Below are 24,204 nucleotides of genomic sequence, written 5' to 3'. Positions count from 1 at the left end.
ACACCGGGGGACGGCCGGGCGCAGGCCATGCGGTGCGGTCAGGGGATCGGGGGCGTCGCCTCGGCGATTCGTTTCCGGGCGGGGACGAGTTCCTTCACCCGGTTCACGCCGAGCCACGCCGTGAGCCTGCCGCCGGGCGAGTACCAGTGCACGGCCGGTGTCCCGTCGTCGCCCGGGTCGATCTCGGCGCGGTCCGCCGGGCCGTGGTGGCCGACGTACTGCACCTTGCGGCCGAACTGGTCGGACCAGAAGTACGGCACCGGGTCGTGGACGGGCAGCTCCGCATCGGAACTTCCCGCGGCGCTGGCTAGCAGCACCTGGGCCGCGACCGACGCGGCCGCGCCCGCCTCGTCCCAGTGTTCGACCCGCAAACGCGCACCCGTGCGCGGTGACCAGCGTGCGGCGAGGTCGCCGACGGCGACCACGCCGGGCGCCGAGGTACGGAGATGCTCGTCGACGTGCACTCCGTTGCCGATCTCGAGCTCGGACCCGGTCAACCAGCCGGTCGCCGGCCGCACGCCGACGCCGGTGACCACGACGTCGGCGGCCACGACCGACCCGTCGGCCAGCAGCACGCCGCCGCGGTCGGCCGACGCGACCTTGGTGTCGAGCCGCAGGTCGACGTCGGACCACCACGGGGTGAACAGGGCGCCGACCTCACCGCCCAGCGCGGCCGAGAGGGGAGCGGGGCCCGCCTCGAGGCAGGTCACCCGGCAGCCGGCCGAGAGGGCAGCAGTGGCCACCTCGGCACCGATCCAGCTCGCCCCGATGACCACGACTCGTGCTCCCGCGGTGAGCCGGGCGCGCAACGCGAGCGCGTCGTCGAGTGTGCGCACGGTCAGCTGCTCACCGTCGCCGGGCAGGCGCACCGGTTCGGCGCCGGTGGCCAGTAGCAGACCGTCGTACGGCTCGTCGCCGCTGTCGGTGCGCACGACGCGTTCCGCGGTGTCCAAGCCGGTGGCCGTCACGCCCGCCCGGAACCGTACGCCGAGCGCGTCGACGTCGAACGGCAGCGGGACGTCGTCGCGGTCGCCTCTGAGCACGGCCTTTGACAGCGGGGGCCGGTCGTACGGCGGATGCCGCTCCGCGCCGAGCACGACGAGCTCGCCGTCGAATCCCTTGCGTCGCAGGGTCGCGCAGGCACGGGCGGCCGCCAGTCCGGCACCGGCGACGACGATCCGGGTCATCGGCCAGGGCCGAACAACGGCTCCCCGCGGCGCTGCCCGGGCGTGAATCGGCACGGGATCGAGTGGAACCCGGCGTTGGTGCCCTGATCCGGATAGGTGACGAGCCCGTCGAGGTCGACCTCGTAGTCCGGCATCCGCTCCAGCACCTGGCTGATCATCGCGCGCGCCATCGCCCGGCCGAGGTGCGAACCGGCACAGCGGTGCACGCCGAGGCCGAACGCCATGTGGCGGTTGGGCCAGCGCGTGATGTCGACCCGGTCCGGTTCGTCGAACTGCTCGGGATCGCGGTTGGCCGACGCCCAGCTCAGCAACGCGCGGTCCCCCGCGTGGACGTGGACGCCCTGGAACTCGGCGTCGCGCGTGACCGTGCGCGCGAGCGCCTGCGTCGGGGAGAAGACCCGGAGGAATTCCTCCACCGCGACGTCGAGCAGGCTCGGGTCGTCGATGAGCCGCTGCCGCTGCTCCGGGTGCTCGTACAGCCACACCAGTGACTGTGTCACCAGTGAGGCGGTCGTGCCGACGCCGCCGGAGATGAGGAGTTCGAGGATCGAGTAGATCTCGTCGTCCGTCATCGGCCTGTCGTCGATCTCGGCGCGGATGAACTCGCTCGTGGCGTCGTCGGTCGGGTTCCGGCGCCGCGTCGCGATGTGGGCGCGGACCGTCTTCTCGACCCACGGCACGGCGACGTCGCGCGCGTGGTTGTACTCCTCGGATCCCGGCGCCGCCGACACGAGGGTGTGCATCGCGTCGACGTAGCGCTTGTACTCCGAGGCGTCGAGGCCCAGCCAGTCGACGGTCACCGCGGCGGGCACCCCCGCGACGAAGGCGAGGTCGGCCTCTCCGCTCTCGATGATCTCGTCGATGAACCCGGTGACGAAGCGGTCGATCACGGGGTCGAGCTTCTTGACCGCCGCGGGGGCCGTCACCTTGTTCACGATCTTGCGGTAGCCGCGGAACGTCGGGGGATCGAGTTCGATGGGGATGTGGAACGCCGTCGGGGCCTTCGGGATGACGATCGCCAGCCCCTCGCCGCCGGATTCGTGCCGCGCGGAGGAGAACAGATCGTCGTCGCGCGAGGCCTCGAAGACACTGGCGTAGTCGCCGAGGACCCAGTACCCGCCGTGCGCCTCGGTCCAGGCGACCGGATGTTCGGCGCGGAGTGCGCGGTAGGTGCCGACCGGATCCGCCGCGTGTTCCGGGGAGTGGTGGTCGAACGCGGCGATCGGACTACGAGCCTGCTCGGTCACAGCGCATCCCTCCTTTGGGCTTTCTCTGATAATAGTTATATGACTGCCCCAGTCAAGGCTCGACCTTTCGCCTGTTCTCTGATAATGGTTATATGTGAACAACGTGAGCACGCCGGAGTGCTCACCCGGAGCCCGCGCGGTTCCGGTTCGTTCCCGAAGCAGCGTCGCACGGAGGACAGTCATGAAGGTCCGAGCTGACGAGAACCGGTGTCAGGGACACGGTCTCTGCAACATGACCGCACCCGATGTCTTCGACCTGTCCGACGAGGACGGGCACGTCGTCGTTCGTACGCCGGAGGTGCCGCCGGACCTGGAGGACGACGCGGTCCGTGGCGCCGAGGCGTGCCCGGAGCTCGCCCTGTCGGTCACGGACGAGTGAGCGCCCGCATGGCAGACGACACCTCCGACGTCGAGGTTCGTGAGCACGACGGGGCGCTGTGGATCCGCCTCAACCGCCCGGATCGGCGCAACGCCTACGACATCGGCATGGCGCACACGATCATCGAGACGCTCGAGCGGGCGACGAAACTCCACGCCGTCGTCATCACCGGTTCGGGAGGCAGTTTCTGCGCCGGCGGCGCACTCGACCAGCTCGACGATCCCGACCCGGATCTGCTGCGCACCCTGTTCCACACCTCGGCGCGCATGCTCCAGGCCGTGCGCGACTGCCCGCGTCCGGTGTTCGCGGCCGTCGACGGCGCGGCGGCGGGCGGCGGCAACGAGCTCGTCGTGGCCTGTGATCTCGCGATCGCCACCCCGCGCGCCACGTTCGGGCAGACCGGCCCACGGGTGGGGTCGGCGCCGGTGCTCGGCGCGACGAACCACATGGCGGTGCAGATCGGCGAGAAGAAGGCCAAGGAACTGACCTTGCTGTGCCGCCGCTACAGCGCGCAGCAGGCCCTGCGGATGGGACTGATCAACGAGGTCGTCGAGGAGCCCGCCGACGGCGGTGACGTCGTGGCCGGACTCGAGCGGCGTGTCGGCGAGTGGATCGACGAGCTCAAGGCCCTGAGTCCGCTGTACCTCGAGATCAGCAAGGTCAGCTCGAACCTGTGGTGGAACACCGGCCAGGACTCGATGTCCAGCGGCCTGGCCATGCTGACGCAGGCCGTCGGCAGCGACGACATGCGGGAGGGTGCGCGGGCCTTCATCGAGAAGCGGCGCCCGGAGTTCCCGCCCCCGGGCACCGGAACACGGAGGTCGTGATGACACGGCGGTACTACACGGAGCTGCGGCCGACGTTCGCGGACCGCGGGCAGTGGGCCTTGCCGACGGTGCTGCGGCACTGGGCGCAGACCACCCCCGACCGGGTGTTCCTGGACACCCCGGAGGAGTCGGCAACCTGGACCTACGCCGACACGCTCGCGGCCGCCGAGCGGATAGGTCGGGCCCTGCTCGCCGCAGGCACCGTGCCGGGAGACCGCGTGGTGATCATGGCGGCCAACTCGTCGCGCTTCGTCCGGACCTGGCTCGGCACCGCGGTGGCCGGCCTCGTCGAGGTGCCGATCAACACGGCCTACGAACACGACTTCCTCGCCCACCAGGTGCGGACCGTCGAGGCGCGCATCGCCGTCATCGACGACGTGCACGCCGAGCGGTTCGCCGCCGTGGCCGACGCCGCCGCCGACATCACACGGTTCTACGTCATCGACACCGGCTACCGCGACGCCGCGGTGGCCACGCTGCGGGGCGCGGGCTGGGAGGCCGAACCGTGGGAGGCCCTCGAACAGGGCGCAGCCACCGACCTGCCCGAGGTGTCACCGGGCGACCTGGCGTCGGTGTTCTTCACCTCCGGCACGACCGGGCCGTCGAAGGGCGTCGCGATGCCCCACGGCCAGATGTACTTCTTCGGCGACGAATGCGTGTCGTTGACGCGCCTGACCGCCGAGGACGCGTGGATGACGGTCACGCCGCTGTTCCACGGGAACGCCCAGTTCATGGCGGTGTACCCGGCGCTGGTGGCGGGTGCGCGGGCGGTGGTGCGGTCGCGGTTCAGCGCCAGCAACTGGATCGACCAGATCCGCGAGAGCGGCGCCACGGTCACCAACTTCATCGGCGTGATGATGGACTTCCTGTCGAAGCAACCGCCGCGACCGGACGACGCCGACAACGTACTGCGGTGCGTCTTCGCCGCGCCGACCGCCGCGTCGCTGGTCGACGAGTTCAGGAGCCGCTACGGCATCGAGGCGTTCGTCGAGGTGTTCGGCCTGACCGAGACGTCGGCCCCGATCCTCTCGCCCTACGGCGAGGACCGGCCGGCAGGGGCCGCGGGCCTGGCGGCCGACGAGTGGTTCGACGTGCGCCTGGTGGATCCCGACACCGACGAGGAGGTCGACGCCGGGTCGGTCGGCGAGCTGGTCGTGCGCCCGCGGGTGCCGTGGATCTGCAGCATGGGCTACTTCAACATGCCGGACCGCACCGTCGAGGCGTGGCGGAACCTGTGGTTCCACACCGGTGACGCGCTCAAGCGGGACGCCTACGGGTGGTTCTACTTCGTCGACCGGTTCAAGGACGCGCTGCGCCGACGCGGCGAGAACATCAGCTCCTACGAGGTGGAGACGGCGTTCCTGAGCCATCCCGCGGTGCTGGAATGCGCCGTCATCGCCGTGCCCGCGGACGCCGAGGCCGGCGAGGACGAGGTGATGGCGTACCTCATCACCGAGGAGCCGGTGAGTGCGGAGGAGATCTGGGACTGGTGCGGCAGCAAGGTGCCCGCCTTCGCGGTGCCGCGGTTCCTGCGGTTCGTCGACGAGCTGCCGAAGACGCCGAGTCAGCGGGTACAGAAGGCGAAGTTGCGCGAGCTGGGTATCACCGCGGACACCGTCGACCGTACCGCGCTCGCCGCGACGGCGGGCTGAGCGGAAAGAGGGAACCACCGATGCATCCCTATCGATCCGTGCTGTTCGTGCCCGCGCACAAGCCGGAGTGGGTCACGAAGGCGATCGCGAGCGGCGCGGACGCCGTCGTCCTCGATCTCGAGGACTCCGTGCCCGCTGACCGCAAGGCCGAGGCCCGCGGCCTCGTGGCCGACACGGTCGGCCGGGTGCGGGAGGCGGGTCACGAGGTGGGGCTGTTCGTCCGGCCGAACGCCCTGGACACCGGGTTGGCGGGTGCGGACCTCGAGGCCGTCGTGTGCCCCGGGCTGACCGGACTGTTCGTGCCCAAGGTGCGCGACCGTGACGACATCCTGCGCTGGGAGACGCTGGTCGACTGGTTCGAACTCCGCAACAGTGCCGGGACCGGCGCCGGAACCGGTGTCGGACCGGGCTCCGGCCTCGAGCTGATCGTGCCGGTCGAGATGGTCGAGGCGATCCAGAACTGCCGGGAGATCGCGGGCGCCTCGCCGCGCGTGGGCGCGATGATCGGCCCGACGGCCGAACACGCCGACATCGCCCGCGCCGTCGGCTACCGGTGGAGCCGGGAGGGTACCGAGACGCTGTACCTGCGGAGTCGCGTGTTGTTGGCCTGCCGCGAGCACGGTCTGCACGCGCTGACCGGACTGTGGGAGGACCTGTCCGATCTGGATGGCCTGAAGGCCTTCGCGGACTACGGACTGCAGCTCGGATTCCGCGGCCAGATCGCGATCCACCCCTCCCACGTGGCGACGATCAACGAGGTGTTCTCACCGACCGCGGAGGAGATCGAGTTCCGCGAGGGTCTCGTCGCCGCGTTCGAGGAAGCGGCGGCACGGGGCGACGGCGCCGTGCGCTATCGCGGCATCCACATCGACAAGGCGCACGCCGACACGGCGCGGGAGTGGCTCGCCCACGCCCGCCGCGTGACCGGCCGTGCGTGAGCATCCACCCGAGCGCAAGGAGCGACCATGCCGGGACTGTACTTCGAGGAGCTCGTCGAAGGGGAGGTCTACGACCATCCGATGACGCGCACGGTGACCGAGATGGACAACGTCCTGTTCACCTCGCTCACCATGAACCCGCAGCCGCTGCACCTGGACGAGGAGTTCGCCAAAACCACGATCCACGGCCACCGCCTGGTGAACAGCCTGTTCACGATGGCGTTGGTCGGCGGGATGATCGTGTACGACCTGACCTACGGCACCACCTTGGGCAACCTCGGCTACGAGAAGGTCGAGTTCCCGAACCCGGTGTTCCACGGCGACACGATCCGGGCCAGTAGCACGATCCTGCGTAAGCGCGAGTCGAAGTCGCGGCCGGACGCGGGCATCGTCTGGTTCGAGCATCGCGGCATCAACCAGCGCGACGAGGTCGTCTGTCTGTGCGAACGCGCCGGCATGATGATGAAACGCCCGGCGGAGGCGTGACTCGTCCATTTCGGACTTTCCACGACCGCGGTAACGGGGATCGCGGCTGCCGGCTCAGGAGGCCATGATGGGATTCGGTTACGACGAGACGCACGAGGACATCCGGCAGGCGGTGCGGCAGATGTGCGGCCGCTTCGGTGACGAGTACTGGGCCGCACGCGACCGGTCGCACGAGTTCCCGTGGGAGTTCTACCGGGCCGTCGTGGCAGGCGGGTGGCTCGGGTTGACCGTGCCCGAGGAGTACGGCGGCGGCGGGCTCGGCGTCACGGAGGCGGCGATCGTCGAGCAGGAGATCTCCGCTTCCGGTGCGGGCATGAACGGCTGCAGCAGTGTCCACATCGGTATCTTCGGCTTCGAGCCGCTCATCCGGCACGGCAGTGAGGAACTGAAGAAGCGCTTCCTGCCGCGGCTGGTCGACGGGGACCTGCACACGTCGTTCGCGGTGACCGAACCGGACGCCGGTACGGACACGCTGAACCTGTCGACCACGGCGCGCAAGGTCGACGGCGGCTTCCGTGTGTCGGGCAAGAAGGTGTGGATCACCAAGGCCCAGGAGGCCGAGCGGATGATGCTGCTCTGCCGCACCTCGCCGCGGGAGGAGGGTTCGGGCCGCACCCGTGGGCTGACGCTGATGTTCGCCGAGGTCGATCGCGACCACGTCGACATCAAGCCGATCCCCAAGCTCGGCCGCAACGCCGTCGACACGAACGAGCTGTTCATCGACGACCTGTTCGTCGCCGACGAGGACGTCATCGGCGAGGTCGGCGAAGGGTTCAAGGCGATCCTGGCGGGATTGAACGCCGAGCGCGTGCTGTCGGCCAACGCCGCGATCGGCCTCGGCCGTGCGGCGCTCGCTCGCGCGTGCGACTACGCGGGCGAGCGGGTCGTGTTCGGCAGGCCGATCGGCAAGAACCAGCTCATCTCGGGCCAGCTCGCCGAGGCGAAGATCAAGCTCGACGCCGCCGACCTGATGTGCAAGCAGGCCGCATGGATGATCGACAACGACATCCCCTGCGGCAAGGAGGCCAACGAGGCCAAGTACCTCTCCGCCGAGGCGGGGTTCCACGCGGCCGACGTGGCGATCAGCGTCCACGGTGGATACGGCTTCGCCCAGGAGTACCACGTCGAACGCTACTTCCGGGAGGCGCGGTTGATGCGGATCGCGCCGATCAGCCAGGAAATGGTGCTCAACTACGTCGCCGAACACGTCCTCGGCCTGCCCCGCAGCTACTGAGACCCCCGCCCGCCGGCCCGCGGTCCGCACGCCGGCGGGCGGGGGCCCACAGCTGGAAGAGCCGCCGATCCGCTGGGATCGGCGGCTCGCCGCGGGTACGACGTGTCGTCTCGGCCTCGTGGTGGGTCGTTACTCGCCCTTCCACACGGGCTTGCGCTTCTCCGCGAACGCCGTCGCCCCCTCCTTGGCGTCCGCGGACCTGCGGACCGGGTCGAGGAACTCGTTCTGCCTGCTGAACTTCTCGTCGAGCGGCCAGTCCGCAGAACGGACGAGCACCTGTTTGGACGCCGCCAGCGCCAGCGGCGCGTTCTCGGCGATCGTGTCGGCGAGTTCGAACGCGCCGTCGAGGGCCCCGCCCGCGCCGGTGAGCTTGTTGACGAGCCGGGCGTCGGCGGCTTCCGCGGCCGGCCACATCCGGCCGGTGAACACCAGCTCCATGGCGAGGTGGTACGGAATCCGCTCCTGCAGGCGCAGTAGTCCGCCCGCACCGGCGGTGAGGCCGCGCTTGACCTCGGGCAGGCCGAAGGTGGCCTCGTCGGAGGCGACGACGAGGTCGCACGCGAGCACGACCTCGAACCCGCCGCCCAGGGCGTAGCCCTCGACGGCGGCGATGAGCGGCTTCTTCGGCGGCTGCTGCACCAGGCCCGCGAACCCCCGGCCCTCGACGACGGGGATCTCCCCGCGGGCGAAGCCCTTGAGGTCCATGCCCGCGCAGAACATGCCGCCCGCGCCGGTGATGACGCCGACCGACAGATCCGGCCTGCGGTCCAGTTCGTCGACGGCTTCGGCGAGCTGCCGGGCCATGGCCAGCGACACGGCGTTCTTCGCCTTCGGCCGGTTCATCGTCAGCACGAGAACGCGGCCGCGCTCGGTCACCCGCAGTTCGGGTTCGTCGGTCACGGAATCGGTCACTGCACGCTCCACAGGTGTTCGGTGCCGGGTCGGCCGGCGGGGTCGATCACTGCCAGGTCGATCACCGCTCGGTCGGTCACCGCGGTGCCATGCGGAGGGCACCGTCGAGGCGGATCGTCTCGCCGTTCAGCATGGGATTGTCGATGATCTGCTCCGCCAGCTGAGCGTACTCACCGGGGACCCCGAGCCTGCTGGGATTCGGGATCGTCTTGCCGAGGGAGTCGCGTACCTCCTCGGGCAGGCGCGCCAGGATCGGCGTGTCGAACAGGCCGGGGGCGATCGTCGTGACGCGGATCTGCTTCGACGCCAGGTCCCGCGCCGCGACCAGGGTCATGCCGACGATGCCCGCCTTCGAGGAGGCGTACGGAAGCTGCCCGATCTGGCCCTCGTAGGCCGCGACGGACGCGGTGAGGACGCAGACGCCGCGCTCCCCGTCGACCGGCTCGTTGCGCGCCATCCGTGCGGCGGCGAACCGGAGGACGTTGAAGGTGCCGTAGAGGTTGGTCTTCACGACCGTGTCGAACATGTCCAACGACCCCGGGTTGCCGTCGCGGTCGACGAGCCGCAGCGCGCCGCCGCGCCCGGCGCAGTGCACGACGGCGCGCAGCGGTGCCGCAGCGGCCGCGGTGTCGACGGCCGCCTCCACCTGGTCGGCGTCGGTCACGTCGGCGGGCGCGAAGGTGCCGCCGAGTTTGTCGGCGACCGCCGCTCCGTCGGAGGAGGGCAGATCGAGCACCACCACGTGGGCGCCGCGGTCTGCGAGCCGGGTGGCACTGGCCAGTCCGAGGCCGGAGGCGCCGCCGGTGACGACGACGGAGCTGTCGGTCAGGTCCACGGTGATTCTCCTTGTCGCGTGCGGGAAGCTGCGCTGTCCGGGAGGCCGCGGCGCTCGGGACGCCACGGGCGGAGGGTCAGAGTCGTTCGAGGACGGTGGCGTTGGCCATGCCGCCCGCCTCGCACATGAGTTGCAGGCCGTAGCGGTGACCGCCGTCGTCGAGTGCGGACAGCATCGTCGTCATGAGGCGGGCGCCCGAGGCTCCGAGCGGGTGTCCGAGGGCGATCGCCCCGCCACGCGGGTTGAGTCGTGCCTCGTCGGCGCCCGAGCCGGCGAACTCCCGCAACCAGGCCAGCGGGACCGGGGCGAACGCCTCGTTGAGCTCGACGTGGCCGATGTCGGCGAGGTCGATGCCGGAGCGCTCGAGGATGCGGTGGGTGGCCGGAATCGGGGCGGTGAGCATGAGCAGCGGATCGTCGCCGCAGGCGTGCATCGCGCGGATGCGTGCCCGCGGGGTGAGGCCCAACTGCGTGCACTTCTCGGAGCTCATCAGCAGCAGTGCGCTCGCGCCGTCGGTGATCTGTGAGGAGTTACCCGGTGTGATGTGCCAGCCGATGTCGGGGAAGCGGGCGCTCGTCGCGTCGGTGCGGAACGCCGGTTCGAGGCCGCCGAGTCTCTCGGCCGAGCTGCCGGGGCGGATCGTCTCGTCCTCGGTGACGGTGCCGTCGGGTGTGACGATCGGGACGATCTCGCGCGTGAACGCGCCGGCCTCGCGTGCGGCCGCCGCCCGGTGGTGCGAGCGTGCCGAGTACTCGTCGAGCTCGGCCCGGTCGAGCTTCCATGTCGCGGCGACCAGTTCGGCGGCCACGCCCTGGGAGACGAGACCGGGGGAGTAGCGGTCGGCGACACGGTCGCCGTACGGGTCGGCGTCGAGGCGTGCCGATCCCATACGCACGCGGCTCATCGACTCGACACCGCCCGCGACGGCGATGTCGTAGGAACCGGCCATGATGGCCTGGGCGGCGAAGTGGACGGCCTGCTGGCCGGAGCCGCACTTGCGGTCGATGGTCGTTGCGGGAACCTGCTCGGGCAGGCCCGCCGCCAGCCAGGCCATGCGACCGGGGGTGGCGGACTGCTCGCCGACCTGCGAGACGCAGCCGATGAGCACGTCGTCCACGGTCGCGGGGTCGACGCCGGTGCGGTCGAGGAGCCCGGTGAGTGTCTGAGCCAGCAGATCGACGGGGTGCACGCCGGCCAGTGCGCCGCCGGGTTTGCCTTTGCCCATCGGGGTGCGGACTGCGTCGACGATGACGACGTCGCTGACTTCCCGCGCTGGAATCATGACTAATTACTTATCATGATATGCATGTCTACGTCCATGCTCGCCGTCGGCGAGGACGTGGGTGGAATGCCGGAGTCGAGGCCGTTTCTCGGCGGTCTCGGTGGCGTCATCCGGTCGCCTGTTGACAACTGCGGTGGATAAACCAGGATAATGATTACAACCAAGGAGGTCGACGATGACCGATGACATCCGGGAGATCCGCCGGCTCGCCGCGCAGGTGGCTGCGGACGTCTACGCCCCGATGGCCGACGAGCTGGACGCCGAGCGCAGGCCGCTGCCGGTCGAGGAACGCAAGCGTCTCGGCGAACTGGGCTTTCTGGGCATCGCGCTGCCCGAGGAGTTCGGCGGTTCCGGGGCGCCGATCAGTCACGCGCTGGCCGTCATCGAAGAACTCGGCAAGGTGTGCCGGCCCGCGGCCTTCCAGGTCTTCGAGTCCAACACCGGCCCCGCCCAGGTGATCAACCATCTGGGCACCGAACAGCAGCGCAGGCGCTGGCTGCCGGACATCGTCGCGGGTGAGAAGACGATGGCGGTCGCGATCTCCGAACCGGACGCCGGGTCGGCGGCCACCGACATGCGCACCTCGGCCAAGCCCGTCGACGACACCTACGTCATCAACGGCACCAAGCGGTGGATCTCCAACGGCGGCGAGGCCGACCTGTACCTGACCTACACCCGGCTGTCCGACGCGCCCGGGTCGAAGGGCATCGGCGGCATCGTCGTCGAGAAGGGCACACCGGGACTGAGCTTCGGCGCCCAGGAGAAACTGATGGGTTTCCGCGGCATCCCCTCGGCGGACGTCATCTTCGACGACGTCGTGGCGCCCGCCGACAACGTCGTCGTGCCTGCGGGCGGATTCGGCAAGCTGTTCGGCGTCTTCTCCATCGAGCGGCTCGGCAACACCACGATGAGCCTGGCCGTCGCACAGGCGGCGCTCGACCGCACGACGGCCTACGTGCAGGAACGCGAGCAGTTCGGCAAACCGCTCGTGGAGTTCCAGAGTGTGCAGACGAACCTGGCCGACATGGTCCTGCAGGTGGAAGCCGCCAGGGCGCTGCTCGAGAAGGCCGCGGACAGCGCGGACACCGGACTGCCCGACCCGTTCAAGGTCTCGCTCGCCAAGTGCACCGCCAACGAGATGGCCAAACGGGTCACCGATCTGGGCATGCAACTGCACGGCGGCAACGGCTACACCGAGGAGTACGGGCTCGAACGGTTGCACCGCGACTCCCACGGCTGGGCCATCGCAGGTGGCACACCGGCCATGCAGCGCACCCGCATCGTGTCCGAGCTGCTCGGCCGCCGTTTCGACCAACGCCGCTGACGGAATGTCGTGCCAGGCTTGCACAGCGGCGCGGGTGACAGAACCTCACCGAGGCTCTGGCTCCGGGATCACCTCCGCATGAATGCCGATTCACCACGTCGCTGTCCTCGCCAGAGCCACGCTGAGAACCTGCGGTGGTGCGGGCTGGCGGACGGGCAGGCGACAGCGACGTCGTCACTGCCCACAACACGTGCGCACTAGAGAAAGGCGAAAGACAGTGGCTTCCGAGCAGTTGTTCGATCTGTCCGACGGGCACCGCGCGATCCAGAAGGTGGCCCGGGACGTGGCCGCGGCGGTCGAACCGTTCGCCGCCGAGGCCGACGAGAGCTCCGGCGTGCACGAGCGGACCGCCGCCGTGCTCCGGGAGTCGGGTCTGGCCCGGCAGGTCGTCCCCGCGGGGTACGGCGGGGAGTCCGAGACGCTCGACCCGCTGGCGCTCGCCGTCGTACGCGAAGCGCTCATGTACAGCTCGGCGCACCTGGACTCGCTGTTCGGTATGCAGGGCGTGGGCAGCTACTCGCTGTCGGTCGGCGGTTCCGATGAGATGAAGGCCGAATGGCTGCCGAAGGTGGCGGCGCTGGAGGCGATCGCCGGGCTGGCCCTGACCGAACCCGACGTCGGTTCCGACCTGCGTGCGATCACGACGACGATCGAACGTCGCGGCGGCGACCTCGTGGTCCGCGGCCGCAAATCGTTCATCACCAACGGCGGTGCGGCGTCGTTCTACTGTGTCCTCGGCAAGGAGGACGACGGCTACTCGATGGTGCTCGTGCCCGCGTCGTCGGCCGGGCTGACGGCCGAGCAGGGAGCCGACATCATCGCGCCGCACATCCTCGGTGAGCTGACGTTCGACGACGTGGTCGTGCCGGAGACCCACCGGCTCGGGGAACCCGGCAAGGCGTTCTCACTGATGCTGCAGACCCTCGCCGTGTTCCGGGTGACCGTCGCGGGCTCGGGCGTCGGGCTCGGGCAGGCCGCGGTGGACGAGGCGACCGCGCACGCGACGACGCGCACCCAGTTCGGCAGGCCGCTTCTGGAACTGGGCGCGGTCGGGCAGAACATCGCCTCCTCGTGGGCCGACGTCGAGAGCGCGCGGGCGATGACCTACCGCGCTGCGTCGCTCGCCCGGACCGATCCGCTGTCGCATCTGGACCACTCGTCGATCGCGAAGGTCGTCGCCACCGAGGCGGCGGGCCGTGCGGCCGACCGGGCGGTGCAGAGCATGGGGAGATTCGGCCTGGTGCGCGGGTCGAAGATCGAACGGCTGTACCGCAACGCGCGCCCGTTGCGCGTGTACGAGGGAGCGACCGAGGTGCTGCTCGACTCGCTGGCCCGCAGGCTCGGAAAAGAGGCCGCGAAGAAGCAGGCCGGGAAGAAGGTGTCCTGAATGGACTTCGGACTGGACGGCACCGTCGTGCTCGTCACCGGCGCCAGCCGCGGGCTCGGCGCGGCGATGGCCACGACACTCGCCGCGGAGGGAGCCACGGTCGTCGCGGCGGCACGCACCAAGGACGCGCTCGCCGAGGTGGCCGCACGGGGCGAGGGGCGGATCACGGCGGAAGCCGTCGACATGCGTGACGAGGCCGCGGTGACAGCTCTCGTCGACACCGTGGTCGCCCGCCACGGCCGGATCGACGCGCTCGTCAACAACGCGGGTATCGCGCCCGCCGGCACGTTCGTCGACCAGGATCCGGGCGTGTGGAAGGAGACGATGGCGGTCAACGTGATCGCGCCGATGCTGCTGGCTCAGGCGGCGGGCAGGCACATGCTCGCCCAGGGCAGCGGCCGGATCGTCAACATCGCCTCCACGACCGGTGTGCGCGGCAAACCGCACCTGGTGGGCTACTCGACGTCGAAGGGCGCCGTCGTGCGGATGACCGAGTCCCTGGCCGCCGAGTGGGCGGGCAAGGGTGTGCAGGTGAACTGCATCGCGCCGGGGGCGTTCGCGACGGACGCCCAGAGCGCTGTGCTCGAATCGCCCGATCTGCTGGCCCGGCGGGTCAAGAAGATCCCCGCGGGCCGCATGGCCGATGCGGAGGAGCTGATGCCGCTGGTCTGCCTGCTCGTGTCCGCCCGCTCGCCGTTCACCACGGGCTCGGTCTTCGTGGTCGACGGCGGCGAATCCGGAAAGTTGTGACAGCCATGATCATCGATGCGCACACGCACGTCTGGCCCGACAAGATCGCCGCGGCGGCGCTCGCGGGCAATCGGCTTCCCGGGTTGACGGCCCGCGGCGACGGCACCGTCGGCGGCCTGACGTCGACCATGACCGGCAGCGGCGTCGACATGAGTTGTTGCCTCGGCATCGCGGCCGAGGCGCGACATGTCGACTCGGTGAACCGGTTCGTCGCCGGGACGGCCAGCGACCGGCACTATCCCGTCGGTACGGTGCACGTGGACCTGCCCGTCGAGGAGAACCTGGCGAGCCTGCGCAGGCACGGCATCCGTGCCGTGAAGATCCATCCGCTGTTCCAGAACTACGCGCTCGACGACCCGCGGCTGTGGTCGATTCTGGAGGCGTTCGGCTCCGACATCGCCGTGATCACCCACGTCGGCGCCGGTAGCTCCGACGCCCGGACCAACAGCCTCTCCAGTCCGCGGATGATCGCCGACATCGCGGCGCAGTTCCCCGACCTGCGGCTGATGGCCTGCCACTTCGGCGGGTACAAGATTCTCGACGACGCCGAGGAGATGCTCTCCGGTGCCGACGTGGTGCTGGAGACGTCGTGGCCACCGGGGCTGAACACGCTGCGCCCGGAACGGGTCCGCCGGCTGATCCGCAACCACGGCGCCGAGCGCATCGTGTTCGGCTCGGACTGGCCGATGGCCGATCCCGGCGACGAGATCGCCGCCGTCGACGCCCTCGGCCTCACCGACGACGAGACCAAATCCGTGCTCGGCGGCACCCTCGCCCGAGTGCTGGACATCGACTCACCCTGGCGCTGAGGGACCGGCGGGGAGTCCGGCGCGGGGCCCGTGACGCGGTCCGCGCGGGGAGGCGGTGGCCCCGGTGCCGTCACGGAACGCGGGGCCACCACGGCGCGGTCGTGGACCGTGGCCGGGCTCAGGTCAGATGGGTCCAGGTGATCGGCGCGGCGAGGATGTCGGGGAACTTCCGCTCGGCGTACTTGACGTACTCCTCGATGTGGTGGGCCATCGCCGTCGACGACGCCTGCGGGTCCCGCGTCGCGATCGCCTCGTAGATGCGCAGGTGCGCCTTGTGCACGGCGGTGCGCCGCACCTTCGGGTAGTCGATGCCGATCGCCGAGCCGTCGAGAATCCCCAGCAGGGCGTCGACGAGGTAGCCGAACATCGCGTTGCCGCTGCCGTGGGCGATGATGTCGTGGAACCGCTTGTTCTCGGCCAGGAAGACGTGCTGGTCGTCGAGCTGGTCGTACATCGTGTCGACGCTGAGTTTCAGCTGGCCGAGCGACTCGTCGTCGATCCGCTCGGCCGCCAGCTGCGCCATCATCGGTTCCAGGCCGGTGCGGGCCTCCGCGATCGTGCGGAACGGCGCGTTCTCGAACTGCAGCAACAGCGTGAGTGCCGTCGCCAGGCTGGAGGCGTCCGGCTGTTCCACCACGGGGCCACCGCCGGGACCCGGCCGTAGCGAGATCACTCCCTGCAGCTCGAGGAAGCGCAGCGACTCGCGGAGCGTCCCGCGGCCCACGGCGTACTCGTCGAGCATGACCCGTTCCGGCGGCAGGCGTTCGCCGACCGTGTTACCGCGTTCGTGGATGTCGGCGACGATCCGCTGGGCGACGAGCATGGCCGTCTTGCGTGGCCGGAGTGGTGGTTGTGTCATCACGCCGCTCCGGTGGTCCTGCTCCCGGTGCCGACGTCGGTGCCCGCCACGGACGCGCCGGCCGGGTCCGTCGAGCCGCTGTCGCCGTCCACGGCGCCGATCACCCCGTCGGCCGCCAACGCGGTCAGCTCGCCCGCGGGCAGTCCCAGCTCGCCGGCCAGCACCTGGCCCGTGTGCTCCCCGACCTCGGGAACGCCCTGGTACACGGGTCGTTCCATGTCGCGCACGTGCAGTACCGGTCCCGGCATCAGGGCGGGTCCGAGTGCGCTGCCCGCCAGGTCGACCAGAGTGCGCTGCAGGAAGTGCGGGTCGGCGGCGATGTCGCTCGCGTCGTTGACGGCCGCGGACACGACCTCGTACTCGTCGAGGATCGCCAGCGCCTCGTCGCGGGACCGGGCGCCGATCCACTCGCGCACGATCGCCTGGAGTGCGTCGTTGTTGGCCATGCGTGCCGTGTTGGTGGCGTAGCGCTCGTCGGTCTTCAGCTCAGCCTTGCCCATGGCGTCGAACAGGCGCATCGCGATGGCCTGATTCGACGCTGCGATCGAGAGCCAGCCGCCGTCGCCGGCCTGATAGATGCCCCGTGGTGAGGCGGCACCGGAGGCGTTGCCGTGCCGCTGCATGATCGTGCCGGACGAGGTGTAGTTCAGCACGGCGTCGCCGAGGATGAACATCAACGGCTCGTACAGTGCGACGTCGACCTCGGAACCGTGGCCGGACAGCTCGCGCCGGTACAGCGCCATGGCCGTGCCGAAGGCCGCGGAGATGCCGGCGATCGAGTCGGCGAATCCGAACGGGGGAGCGGTCGGCGGCGTCTCGGGCCAGCCGTTGAGGAACGCGTAGCCGCTGGCGGTCTCGGCGACCGTGCCGAAACCGGGTCGCTCCCGGTAGGGGCCGGTCTGACCGAACCCGCTGACCCGCGTCATCACCAGGCGCGGATTGCGGGCGGCCAGGTCGTCGTAGCCCATGCCCCAGCTCTCGAGTCGTCCGGGACGGAAGTTCTCGATGAGGACGTCGGCCTCGTCGATCAGCCGCGTGACGACCTCACGGCCACGGGGCGTGCGCAGGTCGATCCCGACGGAGCGCTTCCCCGAATTCAGCCGGGCGAAGCCGATGGCGGTGCCGTTGTGGGCGGGCTGCCACTGCCGGGCGAAATCGCCGGCGGACGGGTCCTCGACCTTCACGACGTCGGCACCGAAGTCGCGGAGCATACGGCCGGTGGTCGGCGCCGCGTACATCGAGCCGAGTTCGATCACCCGTACACCGGCCAGCGGCCGCGCGTCGGAGGGGACGGTGTCCGTGGCCATGTCGTCTCCTCTATGCGAATGGTGATGATAGATTAGCACAACGATACCCGGTCGACAGGTGATTCTGTCCAGAGTTCCCAGTCAGGTTCACCTACAAGCCACGGTTTCACGAGACGGTCCACGGTAACTCTCAGGATGATGAGCATCATTGTCGGGGTTGTGGTCCACCCCACTCTTCTTGCACGCTCGTGCCGGAACCTGTTTACTCGGTCGGCTGACCTCGCCGGAGCGCACCGTGTCGTGCGCGCGCCGGCCATCGAGTGAAACGGAGGACGCCGGTCGTGGCCCGAACGTCCGCGCCGTGGTCCGTGGTCGCCGTGCTCTCCGCGTCGGGTATCGCCGTCTCGCTGATGCAGACGCTGGCCGTGCCACTGCTGCCCGCGTTCCCGCGCCTGCTCGACACGACACCGTCCAACGCCGCGTGGCTGATCACGATCACCCTGCTGACCGGAGCCGTCTGCGCGCCCGTGCTCGGCAGGCTCGGCGACATGTACGGCAAACGGCGCATGCTGCTCGTGGCGTTGACGTCGATGACCGTGGGCAGCGCGCTCGGCGCGGTGAGCAGCGAATTCCTCCTCGCGTTGGCGGCGCGCGGGTTGCAGGGCGTGGCGATCGGCGTCATCCCCCTCGGCATCAGCATCATGCGCGACGAACTGCCGCCCGAACGGGTCGGTACGGGCATCGCCGTCATGAGCTCCACCCTGGGTGCCGGCGGCGCCATCGGACTGCCGCTGACCGGGTTCGTCGCCGAGTACGCCGACTGGCACTGGTTGTTCGCCGGTGCGGCCGTGTTCGGGGCGTTGCAACTGGTGCTGGTGACGGCGCTCGTGCCGGAATCGCCGGTGCGCAGCGGCGGCCGGTTCGACCTCGGTGGTGCGGTGGGCCTGTCGGCCGGCCTGCTGTGCCTGCTGCTTCCCGTCTCCCGGGGTAGCACCTGGGGCTGGGACAGCCCGGAAGTGCTGCTCCTGCTGCCCGCGGCTCTGGTGATCTTCGTCGGCTGGGGCTGGTACGAACTGCGCCTGCCCACCGGCCCGCTCGTCGACCTGCGGGTGTCGGCGCGGCCCGCCGTGCTGCTCACGAACGTCGCCTCCGTGCTCATCGGTGTGGCCATGTTCGCCTCGTTCATGGTCAGCGCGCAGATGTTGCAGGCGCCCGCGGCCACCGGCTACGGCTTCGGCCTCTCGCTGGTGGCCAGCGGGCTGGCGCTGCTGCCGGTGGGCGGCGCTATGGTGGCCTTCTCGCCGTTGTCGGCGGTCATCTCCCGCCGATGGGGGCCGAAGGTGACGGTCGTGCTCGGCACGTCGCTGCTCGCGGTGGGCAACCTGGCGCGCGTCACGGTCCACGACGGGCTCGCTGCCGTGATCGTGGTCGTCACCGTCCCGGCGGTCGGCGCCGCTCTGGCCTACGGCGCCGTGCCCGCGCTGATCATGCGTGCCGTGCCGCAGTCGGAGACCGCCGCCGCCAACAGTCTCAACGCCCTGTGCCGGTCGATCGGCACGTCCAGCTGCAGCGCCATCGTCACCACGGTGACGGCGGGCATCGTCGTCCGGGTCGGCGACGCCACCTATCCCGGCATCACTGCGTACACCGTGATCTTCCTGATCGCCGGTGGGGCCGCGGCGCTCGCCGGTGCGATCGCGCTGGTCACCCCCGCACCGCGCACGGTGGAGACCGTCACGTCCGCGGCCTGACGCGGCCGGCTCCGTCACGGCACGCCTGTACCGGGGGACGTCTGGTCGCACTGGCGCGTCGCGTCGCGGGCGGGCATGGTGAACGGCGCCGTGATCGGCACCGGGCCGGCCGCGACGTGACAGCCGACGATCCGGTGCGCGCACCGGGAACGGGAGGACCGATGGCGACCTACGACGTGGCGAACCGGTCGGCGATCGTGACCGGCGCAGGTAGTGGAATCGGACGTGCGGTGGCGCGGTTGCTGGCGGCCAACGGGGCGGCGGTCGTCGTGGCCGACCTCGACGGCGACGCCGCGCAGGCCGTGGCCGGGGAGATCTCCGATTCGGGCGGCAGGGCGGCCGTCCTGGTCGGCGACGCCTCCGTTGCGGACCTCCACGTCGACGCGGTGGGGGAGGCGGAGAAGCTCGCGCCGCTACGGATCGCGGTCAACAACGCGGGCATCGGCGGAGGCGCCGCCGAGCTGGCCGACTACTCGCTGGACTCGTGGAACGCCGTGCTGGACCTGAACCTCGGCGGTGTCCTCCACGGACTGCAGGCGCAGATTCCCGCGATGCTGGCGCACGGCGGCGGCAGCATCGTGAACATGTCGTCGATGCTCGGCTCGGTCGGGTTCCCCGGCAACTCGGCGTACGTGACGAGCAAACACGCCCTGCAGGGCCTGACGAAGAACGCCGCGCTCGAGTACGGCGCACGGGGGATTCGCGTCAACGCCGTCGGACCCGGGTTCGTCAACACCCCTGCCGTGGCGAATGCGCTCGACGACGCGACACAGCGCGACCTGGCCGGACGGCACGCGCTCGGGCGCATGGCCGAACCGGAGGAGGTGGCGCATCTCGTCGCGTTCCTGGCCGGTGACGCGGCCGGCTTCGTCACGGGCAGCTACCACCTCGTCGACGGCGGCTACACGGCGAGCTGACGCGACGCCCCTCAGTCGTCGGTCGTCCACCGTGCTCCGGCCGGCAGTTCGAGTTCGCGTGCCGCGGCGCCGAGCAGTGTGTCCATCAGGGCGCGGGCGGGACGTGACAACGGGCGGGCGGGGTCGTGGACGAGCCGGATGTCGCGCTCCACCACGGGCCCGCTCGCCGTCGCGTGCTCCAGTCCGGCGAATCCCATCATGGGCACGACGAGCGCCGGGGCCATCGACACTCCCAGGCCCGCCGCCGCGAGGCCCGCGACGGCGCCGATGTTGCGCGCCTCGGTGATCGGCCCCACCTCGACACCGACGTCGGCGAGGGTGCGGTCGACGTAGGTACGGATGCTGGTGTCCCGGTCGAATGCGACGAACGGCTCGCCCGCCAGGTCCCGCCACGCGACCCGTTGCCGACCGCCGAACCGGTGGCCCGGAGGGAAGACACAGACGAACCGGTCCACGGCGATGCGCGGGGCGCTGAGTCCGGCGGGTACGGAAGGCGCCACGGTGATCGCCATGTCGGCCGTGCCGTCGACCACGTGTGCCAGCACCTCGTCCGCCAGGCCGTCGCGCACCGAGACGGCCACGTCGGGTCGGTCGTGGCGGAAATCGGCCAGTGCCGCCGGGAGCATACTGCCTGCGAGTGAGGGCAGCGCGGCGACCGTGACCGAACCGCGCGTGCCCGCCAGGTATCCCTCGAAGTGGTTGAGCGCCGCGTCGACATGGGACAGCAACCCACGCGCGATCGTCAGGAACTCCGCGCCGTCCGGTGTCGGCACGACGCTGCGCGTGGTGCGTTCGAACAGCGACACGCCCACCCGCCGCTCGATCTCCAGCACCGACCGGCTCAAAGAGGACTGTGCAATGTGGAGCTGGCGCGCCGCGGCGCTGTAGCCGCCCGCATCCGCCACGGCGACGATCGCACGCAACTGCCGGATCGACATGTCTATGCTCATGGTGCATCAATCTATGCGGAATCAATGCTGGACGACAGTCGGTTGCGGCACCAGACTCTCGGCAGATCCGAAACCGTGGAGAGGTCCTGGGACAATGTTGTCTTGGCTGGGCTTTGCAACCGTCGGTGTCATCCTGGCGTTGCTGCTGACCAACCGGGTGGCCGCCGTCGTGGCGCTGGCCGGTGTGCCGATCGTGGCTGCCTTCGTCGCGGGGTTCGGCCCCGCCGAGGTCGGCGAGTTCGCAGGTGCCGGCATCGCCGATGTCGCGGGCACCGCCGCGATGTTCGTGTTCGCCATCGCCTTCTTCGGCGTGCTGCGTGACGCCGGCATGTTCGACCCGATCATCGATCGCATCGTCGGGTTCGCAGGCAACGCGCCCGCCACCGTGTGCCTGGCGACGACCGCGCTCGCCTGCGCTGTGCACCTGGACGGTGCAGGGGCGACGACGTTCCTCATCACGATCCCCGCGATGCTGCCGGTGTTCGACGGACTCGGCATGCGACGGCTGCTGCTCGCCACCTGCGTCGGCCTGGGCGCGGGTGTGATGAACCTGCTGCCGTGGGGTGGTCCCGCGGTCCGTGCGGCGAGCACGACGGACGTGCCGGTCAACGACCTCTGGGTGCCGTTGATCCCGGCCCAGATCGCCGGTGTGGTGACGGTGCTGGTGATCGCGTGGTGGCTCGGCAGGCGGGAGAGCAAGCGGCTCACCGCGGCCGAGCCGGTCGCCGTCGCGGCCGTCGGTGGGCCGGATCGGCCCGGTGCGACCCCGGCGGTGGGCGGCGACGTCACCACGGCCGACACCGCGGACGCGACGGACCGGGACGAGAGCCGCGTGACGGTCTCGCCGGGAGCGGCCGGCGACGACACCGATGCCGGGGCGCTGCGCAGGCCGAAGCTGTTCTGGTTCAACATCGCGCTCACGGTCGCCGTGATCGGCGGGCTCGTTGCGGGCGTCGCGGCCGCCGAGGCGGTGTTCCTGGCCGGACTCGTGATCGCACTGATCGTGAACTACCCGGGGCTCAAGGCGCAGACCGACCGCATCGAGGCGCACGCCAAGGGCGCCATGCTCATGGTCACGACGCTGCTGGCCGCGGGTGTGTTCCTCGGCATTCTCGAGGCGAGCGGCATGATCGAGGCGATGGCGACCGCGGCCGCCGAGGCCATTCCGGCCGGAGCCGCACCGGCGCTGCCGCTGATCGTGGGCGTGCTCGGCGTCCCGTTGAGCCTGTTGTTCGGGCCCGACGCCTTCTACTTCGGCGTGCTGCCGGTGTTGACGGGCGTCGGCGAGCAGTTCGGCATCACCGGAACCGAGCTCGCACAGGCCGCGTTGCTGGGCCAGGAGACGCTCGGCTTCCCGATCAGCCCGCTCACCGGATCCTTCTACCTGTTGGTCGGTCTCGCAGGCGTCGAGATCGGCAAGCACATCCGCGCGCTCATCGGCTGGGCGTGGTTGGCCAGTCTCGTGATGCTGGCCGTCGCGTTGGCGACCGGTGCGATCCCGGTGTGGGCGTCATGAGGGCGCCGGGGACGCTGCGGCTCGGCGCGGGTGCGGGATTCGCCGGGGATCGGATCGACCCCGCCGTGGAACTCGCGCGCCGCGCCCGGCCGGACTACCTCGTGTTCGAATGTCTCGGCGAGCGCACCGTCGCCGCAGGGCACGCCCGCAGACTCGCCGACCCGGCCGCCGGGTTCGATCCGCTGCTGGCGGCCCGACTGCGGGCGGTGCTGCCGCACTGTCACAGCGCGGGGACGACGGTCGTCACCAACTCCGGTGCGGCCAACCCGGAAGCAGCGGGCGAGTGCGCACGGCACGAGGCGGGCGAGCTGGGCCTCGGATCACGGATCGCGGTCGTGACCGGCGACGACGTACTCGAGCTGGTACGCACGCTCGACCCGGTCGTGTGGGAGACCGGCACGCCGCTGTCGGAGGTCGGCGACGAGCTGCTCTCCGCCAACGCCTACCTCGGTGCCGAACCGGTCGCCGAGGCCGTCGGCTCCGGTGCGGACGTCGTGGTGACCGGCCGGGTCGCCGACCCGGCGCTGTATCTCGGCCCGCTCGTCCACGAGTTCGGCTGGCGGGTCGGAGACCACGACCTGCTCGGCAAGGGGACGCTCGTGGGTCATCTGCTCGAATGTGCGGGCCAGCTCACCGGCGGCTATTTCGCCGACCCGGTCACCAAACCGGTGCCCGACCCCGCCCGGCTCGGGTTCCCGTTCGCCGACGTCAGGCCTGACGGCGCTGCCGTGTTCGGCAAGCCGGACGGCTCTGGCGGCAGGTTGGACCGCCGGACCTGCGGTGAGCAATTGCTGTACGAAGTGGACGATCCGGGCGCCTACGTGACCCCCGACGTGGTCGCCGACTTCAGCGGCGTCACCTTCACCGACGCCGGCACGGACCGGGTCGCGGCGCGCGGCGCGACGGGCGGGCCGCGCCCGGACGGACTCAAGGTGACGCTCGGTTTCCGGGGAGGCTGGCTGGGCGAGGGGCAGTTGACCTACGCCGGGCCGCGCTGCATCGACCGGGCCCGTATGGCAGCCGACATCGTGCGCGAGCGGCTCGTCGCGGTGCACGGACTGCCGGAGGACGCCGTGGAGGTCGAGTACATCGGTGCGGGCGCCGCGTTCCGCGGCCTGGCCCCCGCGTCCGATCCGACGGAGGTGCGGTTGCGCGTGTCCGCGCGGGTGCCGTCCGCAGAGGCGGCCGAGGCCGTCGGCTGGGAAGTGGAGGCTCTGTACACCAACGGTCCCGCAGGTGGGGGCGGGGCACGCAGGAGCGCCACGGAGATCGTGGCGGTGCGTTCGTGCGTGGTGCCGCGTGAGCACGTGCGCCCGCGGGTGACGGTGCTCGGATGACGGAGCGAACAGGGACGACGGACAGCGCGACGGGGGACGATGCGACGATGACGGTGGACGAGCTTGCCGACGTGCGGGCGGGCGACAAGGGCGACACGCTCATGCTCGCGGTGCTGCCCCGCGACGACGTCGCCTTCACCGTGCTCGAACGACGCCTCACCGCCGACGTGGTGGCAGCACACTTCGCACCGCTCGTCACCGGCGAGGTGGGCAGGAGCGTCGTGCCCGGGCTTCCAGCACTGGTCTTCCGCCTGCCCGGCGTGCTCGGCGGGGGAGTGACCGGCTCGGCCGTCCTCGACGGGCACGGCAAGACCCTGAGCTACCGCCTGCTGACACTCGAGCTCGGCTGACGACCGCGTCCGCCGGCTATAAGGCTCG

At 70.5% G+C, this 24,204-nt stretch carries 23 protein-coding genes; 15 read left to right on the top strand and 8 right to left on the bottom strand.

Annotated features, from left to right (window positions below; translation table 11 throughout):
• Positions 1 to 38: 38 nt before the first annotated feature.
• Positions 39 to 1,187, bottom strand: coding sequence for an NAD(P)/FAD-dependent oxidoreductase (locus FHS23_RS12140; protein ID WP_183653320.1), 1,149 nt, complete (start codon positions 1,185 to 1,187; stop codon positions 39 to 41).
• Complete coding sequence (locus FHS23_RS23730; RefSeq protein ID WP_183653317.1) at positions 1,184 to 2,434, bottom strand: cytochrome P450; 1,251 nt, start codon at positions 2,432 to 2,434, stop codon at positions 1,184 to 1,186. The genes FHS23_RS12140 and FHS23_RS23730 overlap by 4 nt, the downstream gene beginning before the upstream one ends.
• Before the next feature lie 181 nt (positions 2,435 to 2,615).
• Here FHS23_RS23730 and FHS23_RS12130 point away from each other — a divergent pair, with 181 nt between their 5' ends.
• The 6 genes from FHS23_RS12130 to FHS23_RS12105 all read left to right on the top strand — a co-directional run bounded on the left by FHS23_RS12130 (position 2,616) and on the right by FHS23_RS12105 (position 7,950).
• Positions 2,616 to 2,813, top strand: a complete 198-nt coding sequence (locus FHS23_RS12130) for a ferredoxin (protein ID WP_183653314.1) — start codon at positions 2,616 to 2,618, stop codon at positions 2,811 to 2,813.
• 8 nt (positions 2,814 to 2,821) lie between these two features.
• The gene (locus FHS23_RS12125) at positions 2,822 to 3,640 is read left to right on the top strand and encodes an enoyl-CoA hydratase/isomerase family protein (protein WP_183653311.1); all 819 of its coding nucleotides are present in this window, start codon (positions 2,822 to 2,824) and stop codon (positions 3,638 to 3,640) included.
• On the top strand, positions 3,640 to 5,292 hold the full coding sequence (locus tag FHS23_RS12120; RefSeq protein WP_183653308.1) for an AMP-binding protein: 1,653 nt from the start codon (positions 3,640 to 3,642) through the stop codon (positions 5,290 to 5,292). The genes FHS23_RS12125 and FHS23_RS12120 overlap by 1 nt, the downstream gene beginning before the upstream one ends.
• A gap of 20 nt (positions 5,293 to 5,312) precedes the next feature.
• Entirely contained in the window at positions 5,313 to 6,230 is a 918-nt protein-coding gene (locus FHS23_RS12115) for an HpcH/HpaI aldolase/citrate lyase family protein (protein WP_183653305.1), read from the top strand.
• Positions 6,231 to 6,257: 27 nt separating this feature from the next.
• Positions 6,258 to 6,716, top strand: coding sequence for a MaoC family dehydratase (locus FHS23_RS12110; protein ID WP_183653302.1), 459 nt, complete (start codon positions 6,258 to 6,260; stop codon positions 6,714 to 6,716).
• A 67-nt stretch (positions 6,717 to 6,783) separates the two neighbouring features.
• Positions 6,784 to 7,950 carry an acyl-CoA dehydrogenase family protein gene (locus FHS23_RS12105; protein ID WP_183653298.1) on the top strand — a complete coding sequence of 389 codons (1,167 nt, stop codon included), beginning with the start codon at positions 6,784 to 6,786 and terminating at the stop codon, positions 7,948 to 7,950.
• Positions 7,951 to 8,079: 129 nt separating this feature from the next.
• Here the strand turns inward: FHS23_RS12105 and FHS23_RS12100 are convergent, their stop codons facing one another.
• The 3 genes from FHS23_RS12100 to FHS23_RS12090 all read right to left on the bottom strand — a co-directional run bounded on the left by FHS23_RS12100 (position 8,080) and on the right by FHS23_RS12090 (position 10,979).
• Entirely contained in the window at positions 8,080 to 8,862 is a 783-nt protein-coding gene (locus FHS23_RS12100; protein WP_183653295.1) for a crotonase/enoyl-CoA hydratase family protein, read from the bottom strand.
• A 76-nt stretch (positions 8,863 to 8,938) separates the two neighbouring features.
• Entirely contained in the window at positions 8,939 to 9,697 is a 759-nt protein-coding gene (locus FHS23_RS12095) for an SDR family NAD(P)-dependent oxidoreductase (RefSeq protein WP_183653293.1), read from the bottom strand.
• Positions 9,698 to 9,773: 76 nt separating this feature from the next.
• A complete protein-coding gene (locus FHS23_RS12090; protein WP_183653290.1) occupies positions 9,774 to 10,979 on the bottom strand; it encodes a thiolase family protein in 1,206 nt (401 codons plus the stop codon).
• A 175-nt stretch (positions 10,980 to 11,154) separates the two neighbouring features.
• Here FHS23_RS12090 and FHS23_RS12085 point away from each other — a divergent pair, with 175 nt between their 5' ends.
• The 4 genes from FHS23_RS12085 to FHS23_RS12070 all read left to right on the top strand — a co-directional run bounded on the left by FHS23_RS12085 (position 11,155) and on the right by FHS23_RS12070 (position 15,249).
• Positions 11,155 to 12,303, top strand: coding sequence for an acyl-CoA dehydrogenase family protein (locus FHS23_RS12085; RefSeq protein WP_183653287.1), 1,149 nt, complete (start codon positions 11,155 to 11,157; stop codon positions 12,301 to 12,303).
• Between the two features lie 217 nt (positions 12,304 to 12,520).
• The gene (locus tag FHS23_RS12080; protein ID WP_343053852.1) at positions 12,521 to 13,690 is read left to right on the top strand and encodes an acyl-CoA dehydrogenase family protein; all 1,170 of its coding nucleotides are present in this window, start codon (positions 12,521 to 12,523) and stop codon (positions 13,688 to 13,690) included.
• Positions 13,691 to 14,440 carry an SDR family NAD(P)-dependent oxidoreductase gene (locus FHS23_RS12075; RefSeq protein WP_183653282.1) on the top strand — a complete coding sequence of 250 codons (750 nt, stop codon included), beginning with the start codon at positions 13,691 to 13,693 and terminating at the stop codon, positions 14,438 to 14,440.
• A 5-nt stretch (positions 14,441 to 14,445) separates the two neighbouring features.
• Positions 14,446 to 15,249, top strand: coding sequence for an amidohydrolase family protein (locus FHS23_RS12070; RefSeq protein WP_183653279.1), 804 nt, complete (start codon positions 14,446 to 14,448; stop codon positions 15,247 to 15,249).
• A 118-nt stretch (positions 15,250 to 15,367) separates the two neighbouring features.
• Here FHS23_RS12070 and FHS23_RS12065 read toward each other — a convergent pair whose 3' ends face one another.
• Positions 15,368 to 16,108 carry a FadR/GntR family transcriptional regulator gene (locus tag FHS23_RS12065; protein ID WP_221219341.1) on the bottom strand — a complete coding sequence of 247 codons (741 nt, stop codon included), beginning with the start codon at positions 16,106 to 16,108 and terminating at the stop codon, positions 15,368 to 15,370.
• On the bottom strand, positions 16,108 to 17,415 hold the full coding sequence (locus FHS23_RS12060) for a CaiB/BaiF CoA transferase family protein (protein WP_183653276.1): 1,308 nt from the start codon (positions 17,413 to 17,415) through the stop codon (positions 16,108 to 16,110). Before FHS23_RS12060 ends, FHS23_RS12065 begins: the two co-directional genes overlap by 1 nt.
• A gap of 281 nt (positions 17,416 to 17,696) precedes the next feature.
• Between FHS23_RS12060 and FHS23_RS12055 the strand changes: the two genes are divergently transcribed.
• Positions 17,697 to 19,106 (top strand): MFS transporter, encoded by a 1,410-nt coding sequence (locus tag FHS23_RS12055; protein WP_343053850.1) that lies wholly within the window; start codon positions 17,697 to 17,699, stop codon positions 19,104 to 19,106.
• Between the two features lie 161 nt (positions 19,107 to 19,267).
• On the top strand, positions 19,268 to 20,023 hold the full coding sequence (locus FHS23_RS12050) for an SDR family NAD(P)-dependent oxidoreductase (RefSeq protein ID WP_183653273.1): 756 nt from the start codon (positions 19,268 to 19,270) through the stop codon (positions 20,021 to 20,023).
• Positions 20,024 to 20,034: 11 nt separating this feature from the next.
• Here the strand turns inward: FHS23_RS12050 and FHS23_RS12045 are convergent, their stop codons facing one another.
• Positions 20,035 to 20,973: a LysR family transcriptional regulator gene (locus FHS23_RS12045; protein ID WP_183653270.1), complete on the bottom strand. Its 939-nt coding sequence runs from the start codon at positions 20,971 to 20,973 to the stop codon at positions 20,035 to 20,037.
• Between the two features lie 94 nt (positions 20,974 to 21,067).
• On the opposite strand from FHS23_RS12045, the gene FHS23_RS12040 reads away from it, so the two are divergent.
• The 3 genes from FHS23_RS12040 to FHS23_RS12030 are packed head-to-tail and all read left to right on the top strand — an operon-like array spanning position 21,068 to position 24,176.
• Positions 21,068 to 22,489: a CitMHS family transporter gene (locus FHS23_RS12040; protein WP_183653267.1), complete on the top strand. Its 1,422-nt coding sequence runs from the start codon at positions 21,068 to 21,070 to the stop codon at positions 22,487 to 22,489.
• Positions 22,486 to 23,826 (top strand): acyclic terpene utilization AtuA family protein, encoded by a 1,341-nt coding sequence (locus FHS23_RS12035; protein ID WP_183653265.1) that lies wholly within the window; start codon positions 22,486 to 22,488, stop codon positions 23,824 to 23,826. The genes FHS23_RS12040 and FHS23_RS12035 overlap by 4 nt, the downstream gene beginning before the upstream one ends.
• Entirely contained in the window at positions 23,823 to 24,176 is a 354-nt protein-coding gene (locus FHS23_RS12030; protein WP_246381949.1) for an AtuA-related protein, read from the top strand. Before FHS23_RS12035 ends, FHS23_RS12030 begins: the two co-directional genes overlap by 4 nt.
• The last annotated feature ends 28 nt before the right edge of the window (positions 24,177 to 24,204 follow it).

The organism is Prauserella isguenensis, assembly GCF_014191605.1.
Taxonomy (GTDB): domain Bacteria; phylum Actinomycetota; class Actinomycetes; order Mycobacteriales; family Pseudonocardiaceae; genus Prauserella; species Prauserella isguenensis.
The sequence above is the reverse complement of the archived record's forward strand: the minus strand, read 5'-3'. Positions and strand labels throughout refer to the sequence as shown.